Source organism: Kribbella shirazensis (assembly GCF_011761605.1).
GTDB classification, from domain to species: domain Bacteria; phylum Actinomycetota; class Actinomycetes; order Propionibacteriales; family Kribbellaceae; genus Kribbella; species Kribbella shirazensis.
Window position 1 is genome coordinate 8256221 of sequence record NZ_JAASRO010000001.1, and the last position, 21103, is coordinate 8277323.

A 21103-nucleotide genomic window follows, 5' to 3' on the forward strand; every position below is an offset into this window, starting at 1 on the left:
CCCGCCATCGGGGACCACCACTCCAGCCTGGGTTGGCTCGCGATAACCACCACCGCGAACAGGCGGCAGGGGCTGCGGACATCTGACCAGGTGACCCCGTCCCCAGGAGCTGACCGAGGATCAGCCGCGGGCCGCGGGCCGCGAACCTCGACGCCTCGTGGCTCGCGGGTCGAGCCGCGGGGGTCAGAGGCTCGGGGTGTCTGTGGTGCGGTTGGCTGACTGCGCGGGTGTGTGCGCACCGCCGCGACGGCCAGTCGCCGCCTGTCCGCGAGGTACCCGGGTCGCGCCCGCCGCGGGTGCCTGATGATCAAGCACGGACCGCAGAGCCGCAACATCCGCATCCCGCGCCTCACCACCACCCCTCCCCGACTGCTGCTGACCGCGCGCAACTGGCCCACCCGGCACCTGCCGCCACCACTGCCCATCCCCCTGCACCTGCTGCCCACCCACTTGCCCGTGGCCGGCCTGCTGATGCTGCTGATGCCCTGGCTGCTGGTACTGCGGCTGCTGGTACTGCGGCGGCTGCGGCTGCGGCTGCGGCTGCGCGGACGGTCCAGCCTGCACCTGCTGCCACCACCGCCCCTGAGCCGGCTGCGCCTGTTGCTGCTGCCCTGCCGACCCTTGCTGGTACTGCGGTTGCTGCCCCGGTGCATGCTGCGGTTGCGCAGACTGAGGTTGCTGCTGAACGTGCGGCGGATGCGCATAAATCGACGGCTGCTGCTGCGAGTACTGCGGCTGCTGACCGGGCTGTTGGTACTGCGGCTGGGCAGGCTGCTGCGGTTGGCCAGGTGACTGCTGCCACGGTGCCTGCTGACCTCGCTGTTGATACTGCGGCTGCGCAGGCTGCTGCTGCCACGGCGTCTGCTGCTGACCGGGCTGCTGGTACTGCGGAGGCGGAGGCGGGTACTGCGGCTGCGCAGGCTGCTGCGGCTGGCCGGGTGACTGCTGCCACGGTGCCTGCTGACCTGGCTGCTGATACTGCGGCTGCTGCTGGTGCGGCGGGTGCTGCGGCTGCGCAGGCTGCTGGTACTGCGGCTGCTGGTACGGCTGATGCTGCGGATAGGTCGGCGGCTGCTGCGGCGAGGTCGGCGGCTGTTGGCCTGGCTGCTGGTACCGCGGTTGCAGAGGCGGAGGCGAGTACTGCGGCTGGGCAGGCTGCTGCGGTTGGCCGGGTGACTGCTGCCACGGCGTCTGCTGACCTGGTTGCTGGTACGGCTGCGGCGGCGGATAGGCCGGCGGCGGCTGCTGCGAGTACTGCGGCTGCTGCTGACCTGGCTGCTGGTGCTGCGGCTGCGCACGCTGCTGGTACTGCGGCTGCTGCTGTTGCGGCTGGGTTGGCTGCGCCTGCGGCTGGACCGGCTGGGGCTGCGCCTGCGGCTGGGGCTGTGCCTCCCCCTGAGGTCGTGCTGGCTGGGGCTGGGGCGACTGGATCTGGGGCTGCTGTGGGTCGAGGTGTTGCTGGGGGTTTACGCGGGGGAATTGGAGGGTGGGTTGTTCGCGGGTCGCGGTCTGTTGGAGTTGTTGGGTTTGTTGGAGGGCCAACTGGTTGCGGTACTGGGTTTCGGTGGCTCGGATGGTGGCGGTGACCGAGTCGGCGATGTCCAGGCCGCGGCCGCGCGAGATGGACCTGAGATTCGACGCCGTGCTGCCCGAGAGGGAGCGGAGGTCTGCGAAATCGCGGTCGATCTGTTCGGCCAGGCGTTGGCGGACGCCTTCCTGTTCGTTGGCCGGCACGATGTTCGGCAGGTCCGAGCTGTCGAACAGGACGTCGGCGACCGCGCGGCCCTTCGACATCGGGGGCTGGCTCGCCATCCGGCGCAGTACCTCGTCGCCGGACAGATTCGCCTCGGCGCCGATCTGATCCGCGAAGGCCCGGGCCGCGGGTTCGTACGCGGGGTACGAGTGCGGCGCGCGAACCGCCTTCACCTTCGCGGCCAGGTCGGGCGGCAGCGCGCGGTCCGCGATCGCGTCGACGCGGGCCTGGCTCCAGGCCTCGGTGACGCCCTCCTCGAGCGGCCGGTACTCCAACGGTTGGAGGTCCGCGGTCCAGCGATTCGTGTCGAATCCCGCGGGCCCGGCGAGGTGGTCGAACTCGTGGATGGCCGTCTTGAGCGCGTTCCGCCGTTCGCTCCACTGCTGCTGAGTGGCCGGCTGACCGCGGGTGGCGTACATCTCCTGCAGGGGACCGACCACCAGCGTCCGGTTCAGCCGGACGGTGCCGTCGCCGCTCGCCGATCCACGGATCGCGGGGTCGTCGGTGTAGTGCAACTGACCGTTCCACACCGAGGCGGGCGATCCCGACTCGGCCGCGACAGCGTCCCGGACACGTTCCCACAGTCCGTTGTCGAGGTCCGGGATCTCACTGTTGGCGCTGCGCCGCGTCCGCAGGGCCATTTACGGCTCCTCGGACTCCGCATCGATCATTTCGATGATCGATGCCAGAGTCTCGTTCATCTCGAGGGCGGCGTCCCGCTCGCCGGTGGTCGGGGCGGCGTACGCGATCCGCGCGATCTCTTCCATACCCGCCCGCGCACGGGCCCGCCGCTCGGCAGGCGTGCCTTCCGGGCTCGAGGCCCGCATCATCACGTCGGAAGCCTGCCGGATCGGAGCGCTCTCGGGGGTCCGGGCTTCGACGACGAGGTCGTCCATCGTCTTCAGGTAGCGAATCGCCTTGGCCCGGTCGGCCTCGCCCTCGACCGTCTCCGCCTGCTCCCGCAGCCGCTCCACAGCCTCCGCGAGGACCTCGGGGTCCGTGATCTCGGTCCCCCAGGCGCGCACGATCCGGCGCCGCGCCGCGTCGAACTCCCCGTAGTCCATCGAGCAATCATCGCATGGTCAACGATTGCGGCCGGGTGCCTTGGACTCGGCCGACGCACCGGGGCGGGACGCCGGCGCAGACTCCGGCGCGGCGATGCCGCCGGCCGGCGCGACCGCCGGATCCATCGCGAACCTGGCCGCCCGTTCGCCCGCGCTCCTGCCACGGTTCGGAGCCGCGTCGTCGGTCCGGTGCGGGGAAGGTGCCGCGTCGCCGGTCCGCCCGGAATCCTCGTGCGCCGCCACGATCATGGCCAGCGGTTCGTTCATCTCGAGTACTGCGTCCCGCTCGCCGGCGGTCGGAGCCTCGGCGGCGATCCGCGCGATCTCGGCCATCCCCGCCTCGGCGCGGGCTCGCTGCTCGGCACGGGTCCCCTCCGGCGGGGTGGACTCCAGCAGCACGTCCGACGCCCGCCGGACGTACTCGCTCTCCGGCGTGCGGGCCTCGGTGACGAGATCGTCCAGGTTCTCGACGGAGCGCAGTGCTCTGGCCTGCGCTGCGTGGTCCTGGATGGTGCCCGCCTGGTCGCGGAGACCGTCGACGGCGGCGGCCAGCGCTTCGGGGTCGGTGATCGACTCTCCCCAGGCTCGGACGATGCGGCGGCGTTCGGCGTCGAACTCGGCGTAGTCCACTGGTCAATCCTGACAGGCAGAGGGTCACCGGGTCAGGCCGTCGGTGCCTCCGTTGCGGGGGCGGACCGAGCTCTCGTCGGCGCGGCGCGATTCCCCGGCGTGGATCCGGCGCAGCGGCGGCATGGCCGGGTCGGTCGCGAAGGAAGCGGCGGCGTTCTGTGCGCGGTCCGGTGCCGCGGCGGCCCGCGGGCTCGGGGGCCGGCGTTCGAAGGTACGGACGGCCGCGAGAGTCCGGTCGCCGAGCGCGCCGCCGTACAGCTCCGCGTGCTGCCTCATGTCCCAGCCGTCGGCTCGCCATTCGGCCATCCGGGCGGGCAACTCGTCGAAGCCTTCGGTCAGCATGGTGGCCGTCGCGGCCCGGGCCGCCGGGCGGCTCTCGTGCGGAATGGTCGATGCCGTCACCATCGTCGCTGCCGCGGCGTCCGTCGCGGCAGCCGGCACCCTCAGCTGGTCGAACGTGAGATCGGTCGCGGTCCCGGCATGGTGCTCCACCCTGGACACGAGCCGCTCGGCAACGATCCCGCGGACCTCGTCGAGCTGCGGCTCGGCGTACGGCTCGGCGGACCGCTGCCAGTAGTCGATGTCCTGCAGGAACGTGTGCAGCTTGCCCAGCTCGTCGGTGGCCATCGCGCTCGCCACGTCGATCGTCCCGGCACCGCCGCTGACGTCCTCGCGCCGGGCTTCCAGCTCCTCGGTCAGCTCACGCTCCGCGGCCTGCCGGACATCGCGTGCCGCGAACCCGGCCTCGATGCTCCGGGCAAGGTGTCGCCGGATCCCGGGCTGCTGCTCGCCCGGCAGCCGCTGGTAGTCCGGACGGTTCCTCAGCAGCAGATCGGTGGCCGCGTACGCCGCTCCACCGGGGCCGTCGGCAACCAGTTTCCGCAGTACGTCGGCCTCCCGCATCCCGGTCCGCGCGCCGATCGCGATCGCCATCGCGCGGGCGGCCGCCACGTCGCCCTCGAGCTGCGGCGGCGTGAACTGGCCGAGGTCGTCCGACCGTCCGTTCGGGAACAGGTCCGCGACCAGGCGCGGTGTGGCGTTGGCGGCGTACGCACGATTGACCGCCCGCGTCAGCCGGTCCCGGGCCTCCGGATCGGCCGGCGGCGGCAACGTCGGGTCCGGCTCGAGTGATCCCGCACACAGCGCGACCAGTTCGGTCAGCCCGGCGCGGGCGTCCGCCCGGGGGTCGTACCACTGCCCGTCGCGGCGGTCCCCGATCGCATGGATCACCGGCGCCAGCCGCCCCGGCAGATCCAGGTTGGCGGCCAATGGCTCGAGCATCTCCTCGTGCCCCTTGCTCAGCTCGAACTGCCGCCCCAGCCGGAGCGAGGACACTCCGTCGACCGTGTCCTTCTCGACGAGTTGATCCACCTTGCGGACGAGGTTCCCGACGTCAGCCACCCGGGAAACCTATCGCCGGACCGGTTCAGTACGCCGCTTGCGAGCGACGTCACAGGCGGTACGGCGTACTGGCGCGTAGGCTGCCCGTTCATGGGAGAGACCGTGAACATCCACACCACCGCCGGCAAGATCGCGGACCTGGAGCAGCGGCTCGACGAGGCCGTGCACGCCGGGTCGGAACGCGCGGTGGAGAAGCAGCATGCCCGCGGCAAGAAGACCGCCCGCGAGCGGATCGACCTGCTGCTGGACGAGGGCTCCTTCTCCGAGCTGGACGAGTTCGCGCGGCACCGCTCGACCAGCTTCGGCCTGGAGGCGAACCGCCCGTACGGCGACGGCGTGGTGACCGGTTTCGGCACCATCGACGGCCGGCAGGTGTGCGTGTTCGCGCAGGACTTCACCGTCTTCGGCGGCAGCCTGGGCGAGGTCTTCGGCGAGAAGATCCTGAAGGTGATGGACCTGGCGATGAAGATCGGCTGCCCGCTGATCGGCATCAACGACTCCGGCGGCGCCCGGATCCAGGAAGGTGTGGTGAGCCTCGGCCTGTACGGCGAGATCTTCCGCCGCAACGTCCGCGCCTCCGGGGTGATCCCGCAGATCTCGCTGATCATGGGCCCGTGTGCCGGCGGGGCGGTCTACTCCCCCGCGGTCACCGACTTCACCGTGATGGTCGACGAGTCGTCGTACATGTTCATCACCGGCCCGGACGTGATCAAGACCGTCACCGGTGAGGACGTCACCCAGGAGGAGCTCGGCGGCGCGCGGACGCACAACACGAAGTCCGGCAACGCGCACTACCTCGGCTCCGACGAGGAGGACGCGATCGAATGGGTGAAGGCGCTGGTCGGTCACCTCCCGCAGAACAACCTCGAGGACCCGCCGGTCTACGACGCGCCCGCCGACCTCGAGCCGATCGAGACCGACCTCGCGCTGGACACACTCGTACCGGACTCGCCGAACCAGCCGTACGACATGCACACCGCGATCGAGGCGGTCGTCGACGACGGCGACTTCCTCGAGGTGCAGACGCTGTTCGCGCCGAACCTGATCGTCGGCTTCGGCCGCGTCGAGGGCCGCCCGGTCGGCGTGGTCGCGAACCAGCCGATGCAGTTCGCCGGCACCCTCGACATCGACGCCTCCGAGAAGGCGGCCCGGTTCGTCCGCACCTGCGACGCGTTCAACCTGCCGATCCTGACCTTCGTCGACGTACCCGGCTTCCTGCCCGGCACCGACCAGGAGTGGAACGGCATCATCCGCCGCGGCGCCAAGCTGATCTACGCGTACGCCGAAGCGACCGTCCCGATGATCACCGTCATCACCCGCAAGGCGTACGGCGGCGCGTACGACGTGATGGGCTCGAAGCACCTCGGCGCGGACATGAACATCGCCTGGCCGACCGCGCAGATCGCCGTGATGGGCGCCCAGGGCGCGGTCAACATCCTGTACCGCCGCGAGCTCGCCGGCGCCGAGGACCCCGAGGCCCGCCGCCAGCAGCTGATCACCGAGTACGAGGACCATCTGGCCAACCCGTACGTCGCGGCGGAGCGCGGCTACATCGACGCCGTCATCAAACCCAGCGAGACCCGCGCCGAGATCGTCCGCGCCCTCCGCCTGCTCCGCACCAAACGCGACACCCTGCCCCCGAAGAAGCATGGGAACATCCCGCTGTGAGCGCACTCGAGATCACCAAAGGCGACCCGACCCCCGAAGAGCTCGCCGCCCTGGTCGCGGTCATCGCGGCACGCGCCGCCGTACCCGAGCCCGCTCCGGACACGGACCGCGCCAGCAACTGGGCGACCTACTGGCGCAACGCCCGCACCCCGTTCCATCCGGGTCCCGGCCAGTGGCGCGCCTCCGCCCACCCGTAGATCTGCAGCTCGACAGTACGTATACGTCCAACAGGCCGGTGGGCCAGGCGTAGTCCGGCATCACGAGGCGCCGGAAGCGGCGACACCTCCTGTCGAGCTGCCGATCAGATGCGCCGAAAGCGGACGAGCGGGTAGGTCGGCGCGTCGCCGGTGTTTCGCACCGGGCCGGGGAACGTCGTCGCGCCGTCCAGGACCAGGCCGTAGCGGGCTGCTGTGGCGGCCAAGTGGGACAGGGCGTCCTGGGAGCGGGTGTCGTCGGGGACTCGGCCGTCGGCGTAGCGGCCGGCTTCGGACTTCTCCGTGGTGGTGACGAAGACGCCGTCGGTCCGCAGGACGCGGGCGACCTCCGCGATCACGGGCTCGCTGTCGTCGAGGAGATGCAGCAGCCAGACGGCGACGACCGCGTCGCACCGGCGATCCGCCACCGGGAGCAGCGAGGCGTCCGCCGCGGCGACGTGGCCGGGCAGGCGGACCTTCGCGTGCTGCAGCATGGCGGTCGACAGGTCGACGCCGTGCACCAAGTGGCCCAGGGCAACCAGTTCGGCACCGACGATGCCGGTGCCGACGGCGAGCTCGAGGACGCGGCCGCCCTTCGGCAGCAGTACGTCGGCGGCGCGGGCGGCCGCTTCCGCGCGGGCGGGCCCGCCGCGCGTCTCGTCGTACGTCGAGGCGACGGATTCGTCGTACGTGAAGGGCTTCCCGGTGTTCCACAGCTCGGGCCAGGTGACGTCGACCTCACGCAGCATCCGGCGCAACAACGGTAGTGAGAGCCCGACGACGTTGTGGTAGTCGCCCTCGACCGCGGTCACGAACGGGCCGCCGAGACCGTCGACGGTGAAGGCTCCGGCGACGACGAGCGGCTCGCCCGTGGCGACGTACGCGTCGATCTCCTCGTCGGTGAGGTCCGCGAAGTACACCGTGGTGGAGGCGAGCTCGCGGATCTCCTGCTTGGACGTCGTGTCGATCAGGCAGTGGCCGGTGTGCAGTACGCCGGTACGCCCGCGCATCATGCGCCAGCGGTCGCGCGCGACGTCCGGCGTACCGGGTTTGCCGTACGCGACGCCGTCGAACTCCAGGACCGAGTCGCACCCGAGAACGGTCGCGTGATCGGTCAGCCCGGCGACCACCGCGCGTGCCTTCAGTGTGGCGAGCAGGCGGGCGAGCTCACCGGGGTTCTCCGCGGTGACGTTGTCCTCGTCGACGCCGGAGACGATCACCTCCGGCTCGATGCCCGCGCCGCGTAACGTCTTCAGCCTGGCCGGCGACGCCGACGCCAGGACGAACCGGGGACTCACAGCTTCACCAGCGCCCGGCGCAGCGGGTCCAGACCGATCGACCCGAGGTTCAGCGCGTCGGAGTGGAACGTCCGCAGGTCGAACGCGGATCCCTTGCGCTGCTTGGCCTCCTCGCGCGCCTGCAGCCAGATCCGTTCACCGACCTTGTACGACGGCGCCTGGCCCGGCCACCCGAGGTACCGGTTCAGCTCGGCCTGCAGGAACTCGGTCTCCATCCGGCAGTGCGCGCGCAGGAACTCGAACCCGAGGCTCGCGTTCCACCGCTCGCCCGGCCGCCAGCCGAACGGGTTGTCGCGCGGCACCTCCAGCTCCAGGTGCATGCCGATGTCGACGATCACCCGCGCCGCGCGGAACCCCTGCGCGTCCAGCATCCCGAACCGCGCGCCCGGGTCCTCCAGATAGCCGAGCTCCTCCATCAGACGTTCGGCGTACAGCGCCCAGCCCTCGCCGTGGCCGGAGACCCAGCAGGCGATCCGCTGCCAGCGGTTCAGCAGGTCGGTACGCAGCATCGTCTGCGCGACCTGGAGATGATGCCCGGGCACCCCTTCGTGGTAGACCGTCGTGACCTCGCGCCAGGTGGCGAACTTCTCGACACCGTTCGGCACGGCCCACCACATGCGGCCGGGCCGCGTCGTCAGGTCCTCGCTGGGCTGCGTGTAGTAGATGGAGCCGTCCGAGGTCGGCGCGATCATGCACTCCAGCGTGCGGATCTCGTCGGCGATGTCGAAGTGCGTGCCGCCCAGCTCGGCGACGGCGGCGTCCGACAGCTGCTGCATCCAGTCCCGGAAAGCTTCCTTGCCCTGGATCGTGCGCGCCGGGTCGTCGTCCAGGAGCGCGGCGGTCGCCTCGATGGTGCGGTCACCGCCGTTCAGCTCGGCCGCGATCGCCTGCATGCCGGTCTCGATCCGTGCCAGCTCGGCCCAGCCCCAGGCGTACGTTTCCTCGAGGTCGATCGCGGCGCCGAGGAAGCTGCGCGACGCCAGCTCGTACACCTCGCGGCCGCACGCGTCCCGCTCCGGCGCCCGCGGCGCGAGCTCGGACGTCAGCCAGGCACCGAACTGGTCGAACGCCTTCCGCGCCGCGGCGGCCGCGGCTTCGACAGCCGGCTTGACCGGACTGTCCGGCGCCTGCGCGGCGAGCCCCGCGAAGAAGTCGTCGCCCTCGGCACCGGTCCAGCTGGCGATCCGCTCGGCCAGCCCGGTCACCTGGCGGACCGCGGAGATCCGGCCCTGACCGGCCTGCTCCAGGAGCGTGTCGCGGTACCCGTCGAGCGTCGTACCGATCTGGTTGAGCCGGATCGCGACGGTCTCCCAGTCCTGGTCGGTTGCTGTCGGCATCAGATCGAACACCTGCCGCAACGCCGCCGGGACCGACGAGATCGCGTTCAGCTGGTGCTGCGGTACGCCGGCTTCGTACCGCTCGAGCTCCAGCCCGAGCCGCTCGACGAACGCGTCCTTGGCGACCTCCGCGCGCGGACTCGCCGGCTCGATCGACCCGGCCTCGGCGAGCGAGCGCCGGACCAGCTCGATCCGCGCGTCGAACCCGGCCGGGGTGAAGTCCGGCAGCTCGTGGTCGTGGCCGGCGATCCCCAGCTCGGTCGCACCGAGCGGATCGAGGACGATCTCCTGCTCGAGGTGCCGTTCGGCGAGCTGGTCGATCGGGCTGTTCGGCGTGCTGGCAGCGGTCACGGCGTCGGTCACACGCCGACCCTACCCGCCGAGGGCGGCCGGAGCTGACCTGTTTGTTGCCGATACTGTGGCGGTCGCTGAATGCCAGCACGAGGGACGAGAGGAACGGCGTTGAGCCAGCCACCCTACGGGCCGCCCGGCCAGAACCCGTACCCGCAGAGCCCCCAGCAGGGCCCTCGGCAGGGTCCCCCGCAGGGCCCGCCGCCCGGTCAGTACGGCGGCCCGCCGCAGGGTCCTCCGCCCGGCCAGTACGGCGGTCCGCCGCCCCAGGCGCCGTACGGCGGTCCGCCCCAAGGTCCGCCCCAAGGTCCTCCGTACGGCGGTCCGTCGCAGCACGGAGCACCGCCGCAGGGCCCCGGCTTCGGCTGGGGACCGAACTTCGGCCCGGGCGGTCCCGGTGGACCGGGCGGCCCCGGCGGCCCCGGTGGTCCTGGCTTCGGCTGGCAGCCGCAGCAGCCGCGGAAGAAGTCGAAGGGCCCGCTCGTCGCGATCCTGTCGATCGTCGGCGTGGCGATCGTCGGCGGCGCGCTGATCGGCCTGGTCAGGATGGGCGACGACACCACTACGACGACGCCGGGCAACCCGACCCGATACACGCCCGAGCCGACCACCTCCCCCACGGAGGAGGAGCCGACCGAGTCACCGACGGAGCCGACCGAGGAACCGACCACGTCGGAGCCGACCACGACCGAGACGTCGAGCACCCCGAACGAGCCGTCGGACGTGGACGTCGTGGCGAAGAACGCGCTCTACAAGGCCGGCCAGATGGCCACGGTCAACTGCAGGGAGCCGAGGGTCCGACCGACCAACGCGCGGAACGCGGCAGCGTACTGGGCCGCCCTCCAGCCCTGCCTGGACAAGTCCTGGGCGCCGCTGGTGAGCAAGTCCGGCTACAGGTTCAAGGCGCCGCAGATGAAGTACTGGGCCGGTTCCTCGGTGTCGAACCCGTGCGGCGCCGGCGTCGTCAACGTCCCGTTCTACTGCCCGGCGAACCACACGATGTACATGAAGGTCGACGTGTTCGTGAAGGCGTACACGCAGTACCCCGGCGATCCGATCGGACAGGCCTACGCCCGGATGTGGTACTCGCGGTCGATCGCCCACGAGTACGGCCACAGCGTGCAGTTCATGACGGGCATCCTGAAGGCGTCGAACAACCTGCGCTACGAGCAGACGGATTACGACGGCCGCAAGCGGATGACCCGCCGGATCGAGCTGCAGGCGAACTGCTTCGCCGGTGTCTTCCTGGCCGCGAACAAGCGCAGCTACCCGATCAACGGCAACCTGCTGTTCGTCTGGAACAAGTACGTCGTCACCGCCGGCGACAAGCCGGAGGTGAGCACCCACGGCAGCGTGGCCAGCCAGGGGCGGTTCATGGGTAAGGCCTTCAACACCGCCAACCCGGCCACCTGCAACACGTTCTCGGCGTCACCCGCCAACGTCAGCTGACAGTCCCGGCGGTGCGACCTGGCACCACGAGTCGAACAGGATGTCGTGCAGTTCGTCGGCATCCTCGAGCGCACCGAGGCGGGCCCGAACCCAGTTCGAGCCCGCCTCGTGCTTCGGTACCCAGAACTTCTCCGGCTCCGCGGCGATCAGCTCGTCACGCTCCAGCCGCGGACACCGCACCGCGAACGACGTCCGGTCGTCCGGGACGGTCACGAACATCCGCCCGGCCACGTCGAACGTCGGGTGCCCCCACCGCTCCTTCTCCACCGTCTCCGGAAACGACAGCGCAATCCGTCGTACGTCGTCTGCGTCCAGCACGGTCACACTGTAGAACGTCGCCGTCCCGGCAGGAGAAGGGCGGCGATGGTGCCGGTGGCGACGATGGCCGCGCCGGTCCAGACTGCGGGGACGAGGCCGGCGGTGTACTGGGTGGGTGAGTCGTAGGAGCCGGCCGAGGCGAAGACCGAGGCCAGGACTGCGACGCCCATCGCGACGCCGACCTCGCGGATCGTGTTGTTGGTCCCGGACGCGACGCCTCGGTCCGCCTCGGAGACGCTGTTCATCACCACGCTCGCGGACGGTGCGAACGTCAGCCCCATGCCCACTCCGGCCAGGACGAACGGCGCGACCAGGTCGCCGTACTGCGTCGTTGCCGTGGTGATCAGTGCGATCCAGCCGAGCGCCGTGGCGAGCAGGAACTGCCCGGCGACAATCAGCGTCCGCGAGCCGACCCGGTCGACGATCAGGCCGGCGATCGGCGCGACCACGAGCGGCGCCGCCGTCCACGGCAACGTGCGGACGCCGGACTGGAACGGCGTGTATCCCTGCACGATCTGGAAGAACTGCGCGAGCAGGAACACCGACCCGAACACCCCGACGGCGAACGTGAACGCCACCACGTTCACCACGCTGAACGAGCGCACCGAGAACAACCGCAGCGGCAGCATCGGCGCCGCCGTACGACGCTCCCACCCGATGAACGCCACCAACAGCACCACACCGGCGATCAGTGCGCCGAGCACACCGGGGGACGTCCAGCCGTCGTCGGCGCCGTGCACGACACCCCAGACGACGGACAGTACGCCGGCCGTCGCCAGCACCAGACCGAGGAGGTCGAGCCGCTTCGCCGTACCCCTGGACTCGGAGAGGACGCGGACCGCGAGCAGTACGGCGATGACGCCGATCGGCACGTTCAGCCAGAAGATCCACTGCCAGTTCAGGCCGTCGACCACCGCGCCGCCGACGACCGGACCGACGGCGACGCCCAGGCCGGAGATACCGCCCCAGATGCCGATCGCGGCGCTGCGCAGCCGTTCGGGTACGGCGTCCGCGAGCAATGTCAGCGACAACGGCATGACCGCCGCCGCGCCGATGCCCTGGATCGCCCGGGCGCCAGTCAGCATCCACGGCTCGGTCGCCAGGGCACAGGCGGCCGACGCCAGCGTGAACAGCGCGATCCCGGCCAGGAACATCCGCCGCCGGCCGAGCCGGTCGCCGATCGCCGCCGCGGTGAGCAGCAACGCGGCGAAGGCCAGCGTGTAGGCGTTCACGAACCATTGCAGGTCGGACAGGGAGGCGCCCAGCTCGGCCTTGATCACCGGCAGCGCGTTCGTCACGACCAGGTTGTCCAGCGTGACCATGAAGGTCGGGATCCCCACGGCGGCGAGCACCACACCCAAGCCAGGACCGGAGCCACGGCGCCGTACCGCGCCACCCGCCATGTCCCTCTCGTCGACAGCGGTCATCCCACACCCCTTGTTGTAATCGACTGATAACAAGCCCCACACGAGAGTATGCATCGACTGATAACATGTCAACGGACGAGAGGAGAACGGTGACCGCGAGGGTTCGGCTGACCGCGAAGGAGCGGGGCGACGAGGTACTGCGGGCCGCCGTCCGCGCCTTCGCCGCGTCGGGGTACGAGGGCACCAAGACCGACGAGATCGCGCGTCTCGCCGGCGTCTCACAGCCCTATGTGATCCGGCTGTTCGGGACCAAGCAGCAACTGTTCCTCGCCGCCCTCCAGAGCGTCTGCGACCGGATCGAGCAGATCTTCCGCGACGCCGCGGCGGAGAACCCCGAACTGAGCGCCCTGGGACGCAACTACGAGCGGCTGCTGGCCGAGCCCGAGGTCCTGCTGGTCCTGCTGCACGGCTTCTCCGCCAGCGGCGAGCCCGCCATCGGCGACTGCGTGCGGGCGCGCTTCGGCGGTATCTACGGCCTGGTCCGCGAGCTGACCGGCGCCTCACCGCAACAGGCCCGCGAGTTCCTCTCCACCGGCATGCTGATCACCGTCATGTCGGCAATGCAGGTCCTCGGCCCGAACGCGATCCCCCTGTCCTGGGCCGAGGAGATCACGAACACCCTCGGCCAGGACGAGACGCCCTAGTCGAGCTTCGGGCCGGCGGCGAACCAGATGGTGGCGGCGGTGACGGCGATCGCCGCGACCGTGACGAGGAGCGAGCCGGCGACGTCCGCGCCACGCACGAGTGCGGCCGCTCCGGCGACGGCGGGTGCCAGCAGGACGGCGATTGCCCCGGGCAACCACCAGCGGCGCAGGGCGGCTCGATGCACCCGCGCGTACGACGGCAACTGGGCGGCGAACGCACTGGCCAGGTGGACCACGATCAGACCGATCGCGGTGAGCACGAGGCTCCAGCTCAGCTCACCCGGCCCGCGCATCATCCAGCCGAGCGCGACGAGCAGCATGAACACCATCGCGGCCAGCGAATCCGGCAGCACCACGGCGGCCAGCAGCAGCGGTACGCCGACGATCGCGACCAGATCCGGCTGATCCCACGACTGCAGTGCCGGCACGACGAGCGCGACGGCCCCGGCGACCGCGATCACCAGCCGAGCCAGCAGCACAGCTCGCCCGGAAGCCCGCAGTTGCGCCAGCCAGAGCGTGATCTTCTCGTCGACACTCATGAACGGATCCTTGGGGCGGCGGACAGGCGGGCGGCGTCGCGCAGTACCTCGTCCAAGGTCCCGGAGCCCTGCCAGGGCACGGTCGGTACGCCGAGGTCGCTGAGCCGATCGAGGTCGCGACGACGTTCCAGCAACCGCAGCCGCCACGCGAGCGGCCAGGACCGTTGGTCGTGTGCGTCGAGGTCCATGATCGACGCGACGTCGGGCGGCAGCGTGTCGATCGCGATCACCGTGCAGCCGGAGTGGACGAGCGTGACGACGTACCCGAGCATCGTCTGGCGCAGGAGCGGACTGAGCACCAGGACCAGGCTGTCCGAGCGGATCCGGTTCCGGCGAGCCAGCTGCTCCTCGTCCTGCTGCCGGCCCCGCCGGTCCGCGTGCACGAGTGTGTCGAGGATTCGCCGCAGATGCCCGCGCCCGCTCCCCGACCGCACCCCGCGGAACAGGCTCCCGGTGTCGATCAGCCGCACGCGGTCCCCGTTGCGCAGGTAGTGCTCGGCGATCGCCGCGGCCGCGCGTACGGCGGTGTCGAGGCTCGACGACCGCCCGTCGATCCCTTCGCTGATACCGATCTCGCCGCCCGTGTCGACCATGATCACCACCTCGGTGTCGCGGTCCGACCAGGTCGACGTGACGTGCAGTTCCCGCGTGCGCGCCGACACCGCCCAGTTGATCCGCCGCAGCCGGTCTCCCGTCCGGAACGGCCGTACTCCGGCCAGCTCCGTCCCCTCCCCGGGCCGCCGTGACCGGTGCAGACCGACCAGTCCGGCCGGCCGCGGTACGGCGTCCACCGCCTCGAAACCCTCCCGCAGCGGGAGCGTCGTCACCGACTGCGACTCCGCCGACGTCACCTGGATGCGGTACGCCCCGACCGACGACGTCGCGGTGACTGTAGGTCTCTCCAACGACCGCAGTCCCCAGCGCTTCGACCGTACGCCGACCTCCAGCCGTACTTCGCCGTTCGCGACCGGCTCCGCGATCGCGGCCCGCGGCGGGTCGTACTGGAACCACGGTGCCCGCGGCAGCGCGGCCACGATCAGGTCGATGTCCGGGTCCACGGATTCCGGAACGCGCAGGCGGTACGTCGTACCCTGCCCCTCGAACAGCACGTCCGCGTCCAGCTCGGTCTGTACTTCGGGGCGCTCCCGCGGCCGGAAGAACCGCCCCCACGCGGCCAGGAACGCCAACGGCAGCCCGAACACGGCCGCGTCCGGGCGCCGCAACAGCACGGCCACCCCGAGCAGCACCGCGGCAACACAGATCGCACGGACCTGCGCATGCGTGGGTCTCCAGCTCATGCCACTGCGACGGTGGGGGGCGTCGGGACCGAGCCGAGCACGGTCCGCACCACCGTCGCGCCGGTCACCTCGTGCAGCCACAGCTCCGGGCGCACCGTGATCCGGTGGGCCAACGCGGCCACCGCGACCGCCTTCACATCTTCCGGTACGACGTAGTCGCGGCCCCGGATCACCGCGTACGCACGCGCAGTCAGCAGGAGCGCCAGCGAACCACGGGGCGAGGCGCCGACAAGCACCTGCGAGTCCCGACGGGTCGCTGCGGCGAGGTCGACGCAGTACTGACCGACCGTGTCGTCCACGGTCACCGTCTCGACCGTGCGCTGGGCGGCGAGCAGGCCGGCCGCATCGGTCACCGCTTCCACCGTCTGATCCTCCCGACGACGGCTCATCCGGCGCCGCAGCACCTCCCACTCCTCCGCGGGAGTCGGGTAGCCGAAGCCGATCCGCAGCATGAAGCGGTCGAGCTGTGCCTCGGGAAGCGGGTAGGTGCCTTCGTACTCCACCGGGTTCGCGGTCGCGAGCACGTGGAACGGCGCGGGCAGCGGGAACGTCTGCCCCTCGACCGTGACCTGGTGTTCCTGCATGGACTCCAGCAGCGCGGCCTGCGTCTTCGGAGGTGTCCGGTTGATCTCGTCGGCCAGCAGCAGGCCGGTGAAGATCGGCCCCGGCCGGAAGACGAACTCGGACTCCTTCTGGTCGTACACGAACGCGCCGGTCACGTCCGACGGCAGCAGGTCCGGCGTGAACTGCACCCGCCGGAACTCCAGCCCGAGTGCCTGCGCGAACGACCGCGCGGCCAGCGTTTTCGCCAGGCCCGGGTAGTCCTCCAGCAGCACGTGGCCGCCGGCCAGGATGCCCGCCAGTACCAACTCGAGCGCCTCGCCCTTGCCGACCACGGCCTGGCCGACCCGCTCCAGCACCTGCCGGCTCAGCGCGGACACCTCGTCGAGCGTCAACTCACCCTCAGCCACTGCATTCCCTCACAAGTTCTCGATGGTGTGGATCGCGTACTCGATCTCGTCCAAGGACGCGGTGCGTTTGTCGTCGTCGGCGATCAGCGCCCACAGCCGGTCGCCGGCGATCGCGCGGGCCTGCTCCGGCTCCCGCTCGGGGTCGACGCCGTGCCGGTGCACCAGGCGGTCGGTGGCAAGCTCCAGCAGCAGCGGCCGAATGCGGCGGACAAAGGTCAGCGACCCTTCACCGGCACGCCGTTCACGACTCGACTCCTGCAACCAGGTGGCGATGAACTGCGTCCGGGTGTCGCTGTTCCGGGTGCGGAGCACGGCCAGGTTGTCGTCGTGCCGACCGGGCCAGCTCGTCTCCAGCACCTGCGGCATCAGCAACCGGATCGCCAGCGACACGACCCCGACCGCCAACGCCGCCGCCACGAACCACAGCGGCCGCGGCGCCATCCCCGCGGCCCCGAAGACGCCCACCAGCAACAGGCTCCCCAGCACGGCAATCCCGAGGTGCTGCACGAGCATCTTGTTGGGCCGCCGCCTCCGCTTGACCTCCGCCGGCGGCGCCTTCTCCTCCAGCGGCGTCCAGCTGTACGACGAGGTCATGTGCTGGCCTCCACGTCTGCCGGGCGAACGTGCGCGAGCTCGTCGCGGAGTCGTCGGAGGGCTGCGCGTGCTTCGGTGCGGGCCTGTTCGCTCGAGCCGTGGGTGGAGTACCGCGCCTCGCGGTACAGCTCGCCCAGCCCGATCAGCTGCGGCTCCGAGATCCCGCCGATGCCGAGCACCCGGACGGTGAATTCGGCGGGCGTCTCGGACGGATCCCGCGGTACGCCCGCCGACGCGGCCGCTTCCTCCAGTGCCACCCAGCACGCGATGACGGCGTCGGTCGCCGTACCGCTGTCGATCTGCGCGAGACCACTGTCGACCGCCTCGGCCAGCCGCGCGGTCTTCATCCGCTCCCAGTCCGCGTCCTCGGGCTCCGCCTGCGGCAACCTGACCCGTCGCAGGATCCGGAAGATCACCAGGCCGAGGAAGACCACCAGGGCCGCGATCGCCAGGTAGACGACCGCCTGCCACAACGCCTTCAGCCACGCCGGCGTCTCGGTCGGCTCGAGCTGCCGCGTCGGGGTCGCGGTCGGAGCCGACGGCGCGCTCTGGTTCTGCGTGAACGTCGGCAGCGGCCGCGGGCTGATGCTCCGCGTGCTCTCGCTGACCGGGCCGACCGGCCCGCCCGCGGACGCGAGCACGACGAAGCCGGCCACCACGATCCCCACGAGCAGCACGGAGACCATCGCGAGCGCGCCCCGACGCTGCGTCTGCATCTCGGCAGGTTAGCCGATCAGGGTGCGTCTCCTGATCCCACGCCGTAGCGAGCAGGTGCTCGGCGGAGTGCCTCGGTGAGCGGGAGCGGAGGGGGCGATGTTGGTTCATCGTTCCCTTCGCTCCCGCTCAGCGAGGTGCCCGCCGAGTGCCGCGCAGTAGGCGTGGGATCAGGAGACGCACCCTAAAAGCCGGTGTCGAGGAACGGAAGCCGGGATGTGGAAAGCGCTTCCGACGTCGCGGACAGCGCACCGGGCTTGTGCTCGGCGACGAGACCGGCGCGACCGAGCCGCTCCAGCGACGGCTTGCCGAGGTAGACCGCGCCCAGATCGCGAACGTCGAGCGTGAGGTCGGCGTCGCGCGTCACGGACTCGCAGGCCGCGCCGTCCGGGCCGCCGGTGAGGTGCCAGCGGCCCGCGCTCCACGGAAGGAAGTCGTCGATCACCTCGATGACGACGTCGATGTCGCGCGCGTACGTCCGGCTCGCGAGCGCGCGACCGACGTCGACCAGCCGTAGCCACAGCCCGTCCCGCGTGATCGCACCCGGTGCCCGCGGGTCCAGCAGCAGATCCAGCAGCGGATCGTCCGAAGCAAGCATCTCGCAGTGCGTCTGGCTGAGCAGGTCGGGCTCGAGCAGGTACCGCCACAGCGCGGCATGCGACGCCACGTCGACCGCATGCACCCGCTGTACGTCGACGTACCCCTTCTCCGCCCGCTTCGTCCGGTAGTGCGCGAACCCGGTGAGCTCGCCGTCCCGCTCGGCCACGACGCACCGCAGCTTCGACGCGTTCGTGGTGCTGGTCGTGAGGTTGTCCCGGATCGTGTACTGCTGCCAGCGCTCGTCGTGCTGGAACATGCCCGGCGTCTCCAGCGCGAGCTTGTTCCGCAGCTCGGCACAGCGCTCCAGGCTCTCGTGTACGTCGACGTACCGGATCCGCACCTCGTCGATGCCGGCCACCGGGCGCAGCGCGCGAGACGCCTTGGGGACGACGATCTCCTGGTGGTCGGACGCCAGGCCGTACCCGAACCGCGGGTAGATCACCGGCTCGCTCGCGGTCAGCGCCGCCAGCGGCTCCTGGCCCGCCTCGTGGATGTCCGTCAGCTGCGTGCGCATCAGGTCGCGCAGGATTCCGCGCCGCCGGTGCGTTGGCCGGACGCCGACCATCGTGACGCCCGCCGTCGGCAGCTGTCCGCCCGGCACCGTCAGCAGCTGCGGGAACGCCGCGGTGTGGCCGACGAGCTGACCGTCCTCGGACGCGACGATCGACCTGTCCTGGTCCCAGATCTGCCGCTCCACCTCGTACTGCTCGTCGCTCCACGGCGACGAGAACGCCATGTCCAGCAACTCCAGCAACTCTTCCCAGGTACCCGTGAACTTCCCGATCTCGATCGCCATGTCCCTTACCTACCAGACGATCGGTGTCCGCACCTCCGAATTCGGCCCGGCCCCAGGGGTAGACTGATGAAAACCGTTTTCATATACTCGGAGGATGACCGCCCGAGCGAAAACCCCGTTGTCCTTGTTGGTGGGGCTGTCCACGACGTTGCGCGAGCCTGTCCTGGAGGCGATGACGGACGCCACCACAGTGGTCGTCGCGGTCGGGCAGGAGGACCTCGCGGGTCGCGGAGCGCTGTCCTGGCGGGTGCAGGACACGTCGGGCCCGATCGACACGGGTGAGTTCACGGTCGGGGACGACTGCGGCGCGTGTCAGCTGATCGAGTCCCTGGTGCCGTTGCTCGAGACACTCGTCGCACGCGGGCACTGGGACCACGTCGTGCTCGCCGCGCCGCCGGCGATGGAGGCGCGACCGCTCGTCAGCACGTTGGTGTCCGCTCTGCCGGAGATCGTCGTCGACACGGTCACCTCCGTCGTCGACGCCGTACTGCTGATCGAGCAGCTGTCCGGTGACGAGCTGCTCGCGGAGCGCGGCCTGGCGCTCGGGCTACCGGATCGCCGCAACGTCGCGGAGCTGACCGCACGCCAGATCGAGTACGCCGACGTGTGCGTGCTGGCCAATGCGCATCGCAGTACGGCGGTCGAGCGGCTCGAGCACTTGCTGGTCCACCTGAACCCGCGGACGTCGGTCGTGACGACGGACGTTGCCGGCGTACCGAACGGGCCGGTCGCGCGCACCGGGCGGTTCGACTTCGACGCCGCCGAGGCGTGGGCCGGCGAGCTCGCGTCGTCGGACCGGGTCCAGCCGAGCGGCGACGGGGTCACGACGGTGCTGTGGCGGTCGACGCGGCCGCTGCATCCCGCCCGGCTGAACGACGCGCTCGAGGAGATCGTCGACGGCGTGGTCCGCAGCCGCGGCGTGGTCTGGCTGGCGAACCGGCCGACCCAGCGCGTGCGCTGGGAGTCCGCCGGGTACAGCGCCTCGCTCGGCACACTCGGCGAGTGGTCGGAGACCGAGCACCTCGCCGAGTGCACCGTGGTCGCCACCGGCATGGGCCTCGACCCGGCTCGCCTGCAGGCAGTCCTCGACGCCTGCCTGCTCACCGAATCCGAACTGGCCGCCCCGGACTGGACCGACCTGGACGACCCCTTCGCCGGCGTCCTCTAACCCTCTCCCCCGATTTGCCTGGCAGACCCATCAAATTGGGGGTTCTACACCCGGAATCACGGTGCAGAACCCCTGATTTGCCTGGCCTGCCAGGCAAATCAGGACCTGGCGGTGGCCAGGTGCGCGGCGGCGACTGCCTCGAGGTGGGCGACGTCGGAGGCGACGGTCGCGAAGCTGTAGCCCTGCTCCAGGCGGTGCTTCGCGGAGTCGCCGTCGAAGGTGTGGATGCCCGCTGCGATCCCGGCCTCCTGCGCGGTCCGCGCGATCAGCTCGACGGCCTCCTCGAACGGTCCCTCGAGCTCCGGGTCACCCGGGAAGCGGGCGCCGAGCGCGAGGCTGAGGTCCGACGGGCCGACGTACACGCCGTCGAGACCGGGTGTCGCGCAGATCTCGGCGACGTTCTTCAGACCGAGCGGCGTCTCGATCATCGCGAGGACGACCGTCGCGTCGTTGCTGTCCGCCGGCACCGGGCCGATCCGCAACGACGCCCGCATCGGGCCGAACGACCGCGCCCCGACCGGCGGGTACTTCGCCGCCTGCACGGCTCGCCGTACGTCGTCCGCGGTGTCGATCAACGGCACGATCACGCCGGTCGCGCCGGCGTCCAGCGCCCGCCCGATCGGTGTCGGGTCGTTCGCCTCGACCCGCACCAGGCCGACCGTCGGACGCGGGCCGATCGCGGCACCGGCGTCGATCGCCATCAGGCCGGTCATCAGGCCCTGGTACCCGATCAGACCGTGCTGGCCGTCGAGCACCACGTAGTCGTACCCGAGCCGGGCGATCCGCTCGGCCGCGGGCGGCGCGTCCAGCGTGATCCAGTAGCCGACCAGCTTCTCCCGCGATCGGACCTTGCGCGCGAAATCGTTTGCATTCACGGGGTTGAGCCTAT

General features: G+C 70.8%; 20 protein-coding genes. 5 read left to right on the forward strand and 15 right to left on the reverse strand.

Annotated elements, in window-relative coordinates:
• Window positions 1–183: 183 nt before the first annotated feature.
• Genes BJY22_RS41300 through BJY22_RS39365 form a run of 4 tightly spaced genes read right to left on the reverse strand, consistent with a single transcriptional unit; the run spans window position 184 to window position 4848 of the window.
• Window positions 184–2394 (reverse strand): hypothetical protein, encoded by a 2211-nt coding sequence (locus tag BJY22_RS41300; RefSeq protein ID WP_202891469.1) that lies wholly within the window; start codon window positions 2392–2394, stop codon window positions 184–186.
• Window positions 2395–2817 (reverse strand): hypothetical protein, encoded by a 423-nt coding sequence (locus BJY22_RS39355; RefSeq protein WP_167217172.1) that lies wholly within the window; start codon window positions 2815–2817, stop codon window positions 2395–2397.
• An 18-nt stretch (window positions 2818–2835) separates the two neighbouring features.
• The gene (locus BJY22_RS41305; protein WP_202891470.1) at window positions 2836–3447 is read right to left on the reverse strand and encodes a hypothetical protein; all 612 of its coding nucleotides are present in this window, start codon (window positions 3445–3447) and stop codon (window positions 2836–2838) included.
• 24 nt (window positions 3448–3471) lie between these two features.
• Entirely contained in the window at window positions 3472–4848 is a 1377-nt protein-coding gene (locus tag BJY22_RS39365; protein ID WP_167217174.1) for a hypothetical protein, read from the reverse strand.
• A gap of 90 nt (window positions 4849–4938) precedes the next feature.
• On the opposite strand from BJY22_RS39365, the gene BJY22_RS39370 reads away from it, so the two are divergent.
• Complete coding sequence (locus BJY22_RS39370) at window positions 4939–6516, forward strand: acyl-CoA carboxylase subunit beta (RefSeq protein ID WP_167217175.1); 1578 nt, start codon at window positions 4939–4941, stop codon at window positions 6514–6516.
• Window positions 6513–6713, forward strand: coding sequence for an acyl-CoA carboxylase epsilon subunit (locus BJY22_RS39375; RefSeq protein ID WP_167217177.1), 201 nt, complete (start codon window positions 6513–6515; stop codon window positions 6711–6713). The genes BJY22_RS39370 and BJY22_RS39375 overlap by 4 nt, the downstream gene beginning before the upstream one ends.
• A 104-nt stretch (window positions 6714–6817) precedes the next feature.
• Here the strand turns inward: BJY22_RS39375 and BJY22_RS43220 are convergent, their stop codons facing one another.
• Both BJY22_RS43220 and BJY22_RS39385 read right to left on the reverse strand, forming a co-directional pair.
• Window positions 6818–8008, reverse strand: coding sequence for a Maf family nucleotide pyrophosphatase (locus tag BJY22_RS43220; RefSeq protein WP_167217179.1), 1191 nt, complete (start codon window positions 8006–8008; stop codon window positions 6818–6820).
• The gene (locus BJY22_RS39385) at window positions 8005–9708 is read right to left on the reverse strand and encodes a DUF885 domain-containing protein (RefSeq protein WP_337759806.1); all 1704 of its coding nucleotides are present in this window, start codon (window positions 9706–9708) and stop codon (window positions 8005–8007) included. The genes BJY22_RS43220 and BJY22_RS39385 overlap by 4 nt, the downstream gene beginning before the upstream one ends.
• Before the next feature lie 99 nt (window positions 9709–9807).
• Here BJY22_RS39385 and BJY22_RS39390 point away from each other — a divergent pair, with 99 nt between their 5' ends.
• Window positions 9808–11145: a neutral zinc metallopeptidase gene (locus BJY22_RS39390; RefSeq protein ID WP_167217181.1), complete on the forward strand. Its 1338-nt coding sequence runs from the start codon at window positions 9808–9810 to the stop codon at window positions 11143–11145.
• On the opposite strand, the gene BJY22_RS39395 is transcribed toward BJY22_RS39390, so the two are convergent.
• Together BJY22_RS39395 and BJY22_RS39400 are read right to left on the reverse strand one after the other, a co-directional pair.
• Window positions 11125–11463 (reverse strand): MmcQ/YjbR family DNA-binding protein, encoded by a 339-nt coding sequence (locus BJY22_RS39395; protein ID WP_167217183.1) that lies wholly within the window; start codon window positions 11461–11463, stop codon window positions 11125–11127. The genes BJY22_RS39390 and BJY22_RS39395 overlap by 21 nt on opposite strands.
• A gap of 2 nt (window positions 11464–11465) precedes the next feature.
• Window positions 11466–12890 (reverse strand): DHA2 family efflux MFS transporter permease subunit, encoded by a 1425-nt coding sequence (locus tag BJY22_RS39400; protein WP_167217185.1) that lies wholly within the window; start codon window positions 12888–12890, stop codon window positions 11466–11468.
• Between the two features lie 89 nt (window positions 12891–12979).
• Between BJY22_RS39400 and BJY22_RS39405 the strand changes: the two genes are divergently transcribed.
• Window positions 12980–13534, forward strand: coding sequence for a TetR/AcrR family transcriptional regulator (locus BJY22_RS39405; RefSeq protein ID WP_337759807.1), 555 nt, complete (start codon window positions 12980–12982; stop codon window positions 13532–13534).
• On the opposite strand, the gene BJY22_RS39410 is transcribed toward BJY22_RS39405, so the two are convergent.
• The 6 genes from BJY22_RS39410 to BJY22_RS39435 form a co-directional block, all read right to left on the reverse strand.
• Entirely contained in the window at window positions 13531–14073 is a 543-nt protein-coding gene (locus BJY22_RS39410; RefSeq protein WP_167217189.1) for a hypothetical protein, read from the reverse strand. The genes BJY22_RS39405 and BJY22_RS39410 overlap by 4 nt on opposite strands.
• A complete protein-coding gene (locus BJY22_RS39415; protein WP_167217191.1) occupies window positions 14070–15371 on the reverse strand; it encodes a DUF58 domain-containing protein in 1302 nt (433 codons plus the stop codon). The genes BJY22_RS39410 and BJY22_RS39415 overlap by 4 nt, the downstream gene beginning before the upstream one ends.
• Window positions 15368–16342 carry an AAA family ATPase gene (locus BJY22_RS39420; protein ID WP_167217193.1) on the reverse strand — a complete coding sequence of 325 codons (975 nt, stop codon included), beginning with the start codon at window positions 16340–16342 and terminating at the stop codon, window positions 15368–15370. The genes BJY22_RS39415 and BJY22_RS39420 overlap by 4 nt, the downstream gene beginning before the upstream one ends.
• Before the next feature lie 9 nt (window positions 16343–16351).
• A complete protein-coding gene (locus BJY22_RS39425; RefSeq protein WP_238350583.1) occupies window positions 16352–16936 on the reverse strand; it encodes a hypothetical protein in 585 nt (194 codons plus the stop codon).
• The gene (locus BJY22_RS39430) at window positions 16933–17652 is read right to left on the reverse strand and encodes a DUF4129 domain-containing protein (protein WP_238350584.1); all 720 of its coding nucleotides are present in this window, start codon (window positions 17650–17652) and stop codon (window positions 16933–16935) included. The genes BJY22_RS39425 and BJY22_RS39430 overlap by 4 nt, the downstream gene beginning before the upstream one ends.
• Window positions 17653–17834: 182 nt before the next feature.
• Complete coding sequence (locus BJY22_RS39435; protein WP_167217195.1) at window positions 17835–19046, reverse strand: GNAT family N-acetyltransferase; 1212 nt, start codon at window positions 19044–19046, stop codon at window positions 17835–17837.
• A gap of 94 nt (window positions 19047–19140) precedes the next feature.
• On the opposite strand from BJY22_RS39435, the gene BJY22_RS39440 reads away from it, so the two are divergent.
• Window positions 19141–20214, forward strand: a complete 1074-nt coding sequence (locus BJY22_RS39440; RefSeq protein ID WP_167217197.1) for a CobW family GTP-binding protein — start codon at window positions 19141–19143, stop codon at window positions 20212–20214.
• Between the two features lie 98 nt (window positions 20215–20312).
• Here BJY22_RS39440 and BJY22_RS39445 read toward each other — a convergent pair whose 3' ends face one another.
• The gene (locus BJY22_RS39445; RefSeq protein WP_167217199.1) at window positions 20313–21089 is read right to left on the reverse strand and encodes an aldolase/citrate lyase family protein; all 777 of its coding nucleotides are present in this window, start codon (window positions 21087–21089) and stop codon (window positions 20313–20315) included.
• Window positions 21090–21103: the final 14 nt, after the last annotated feature.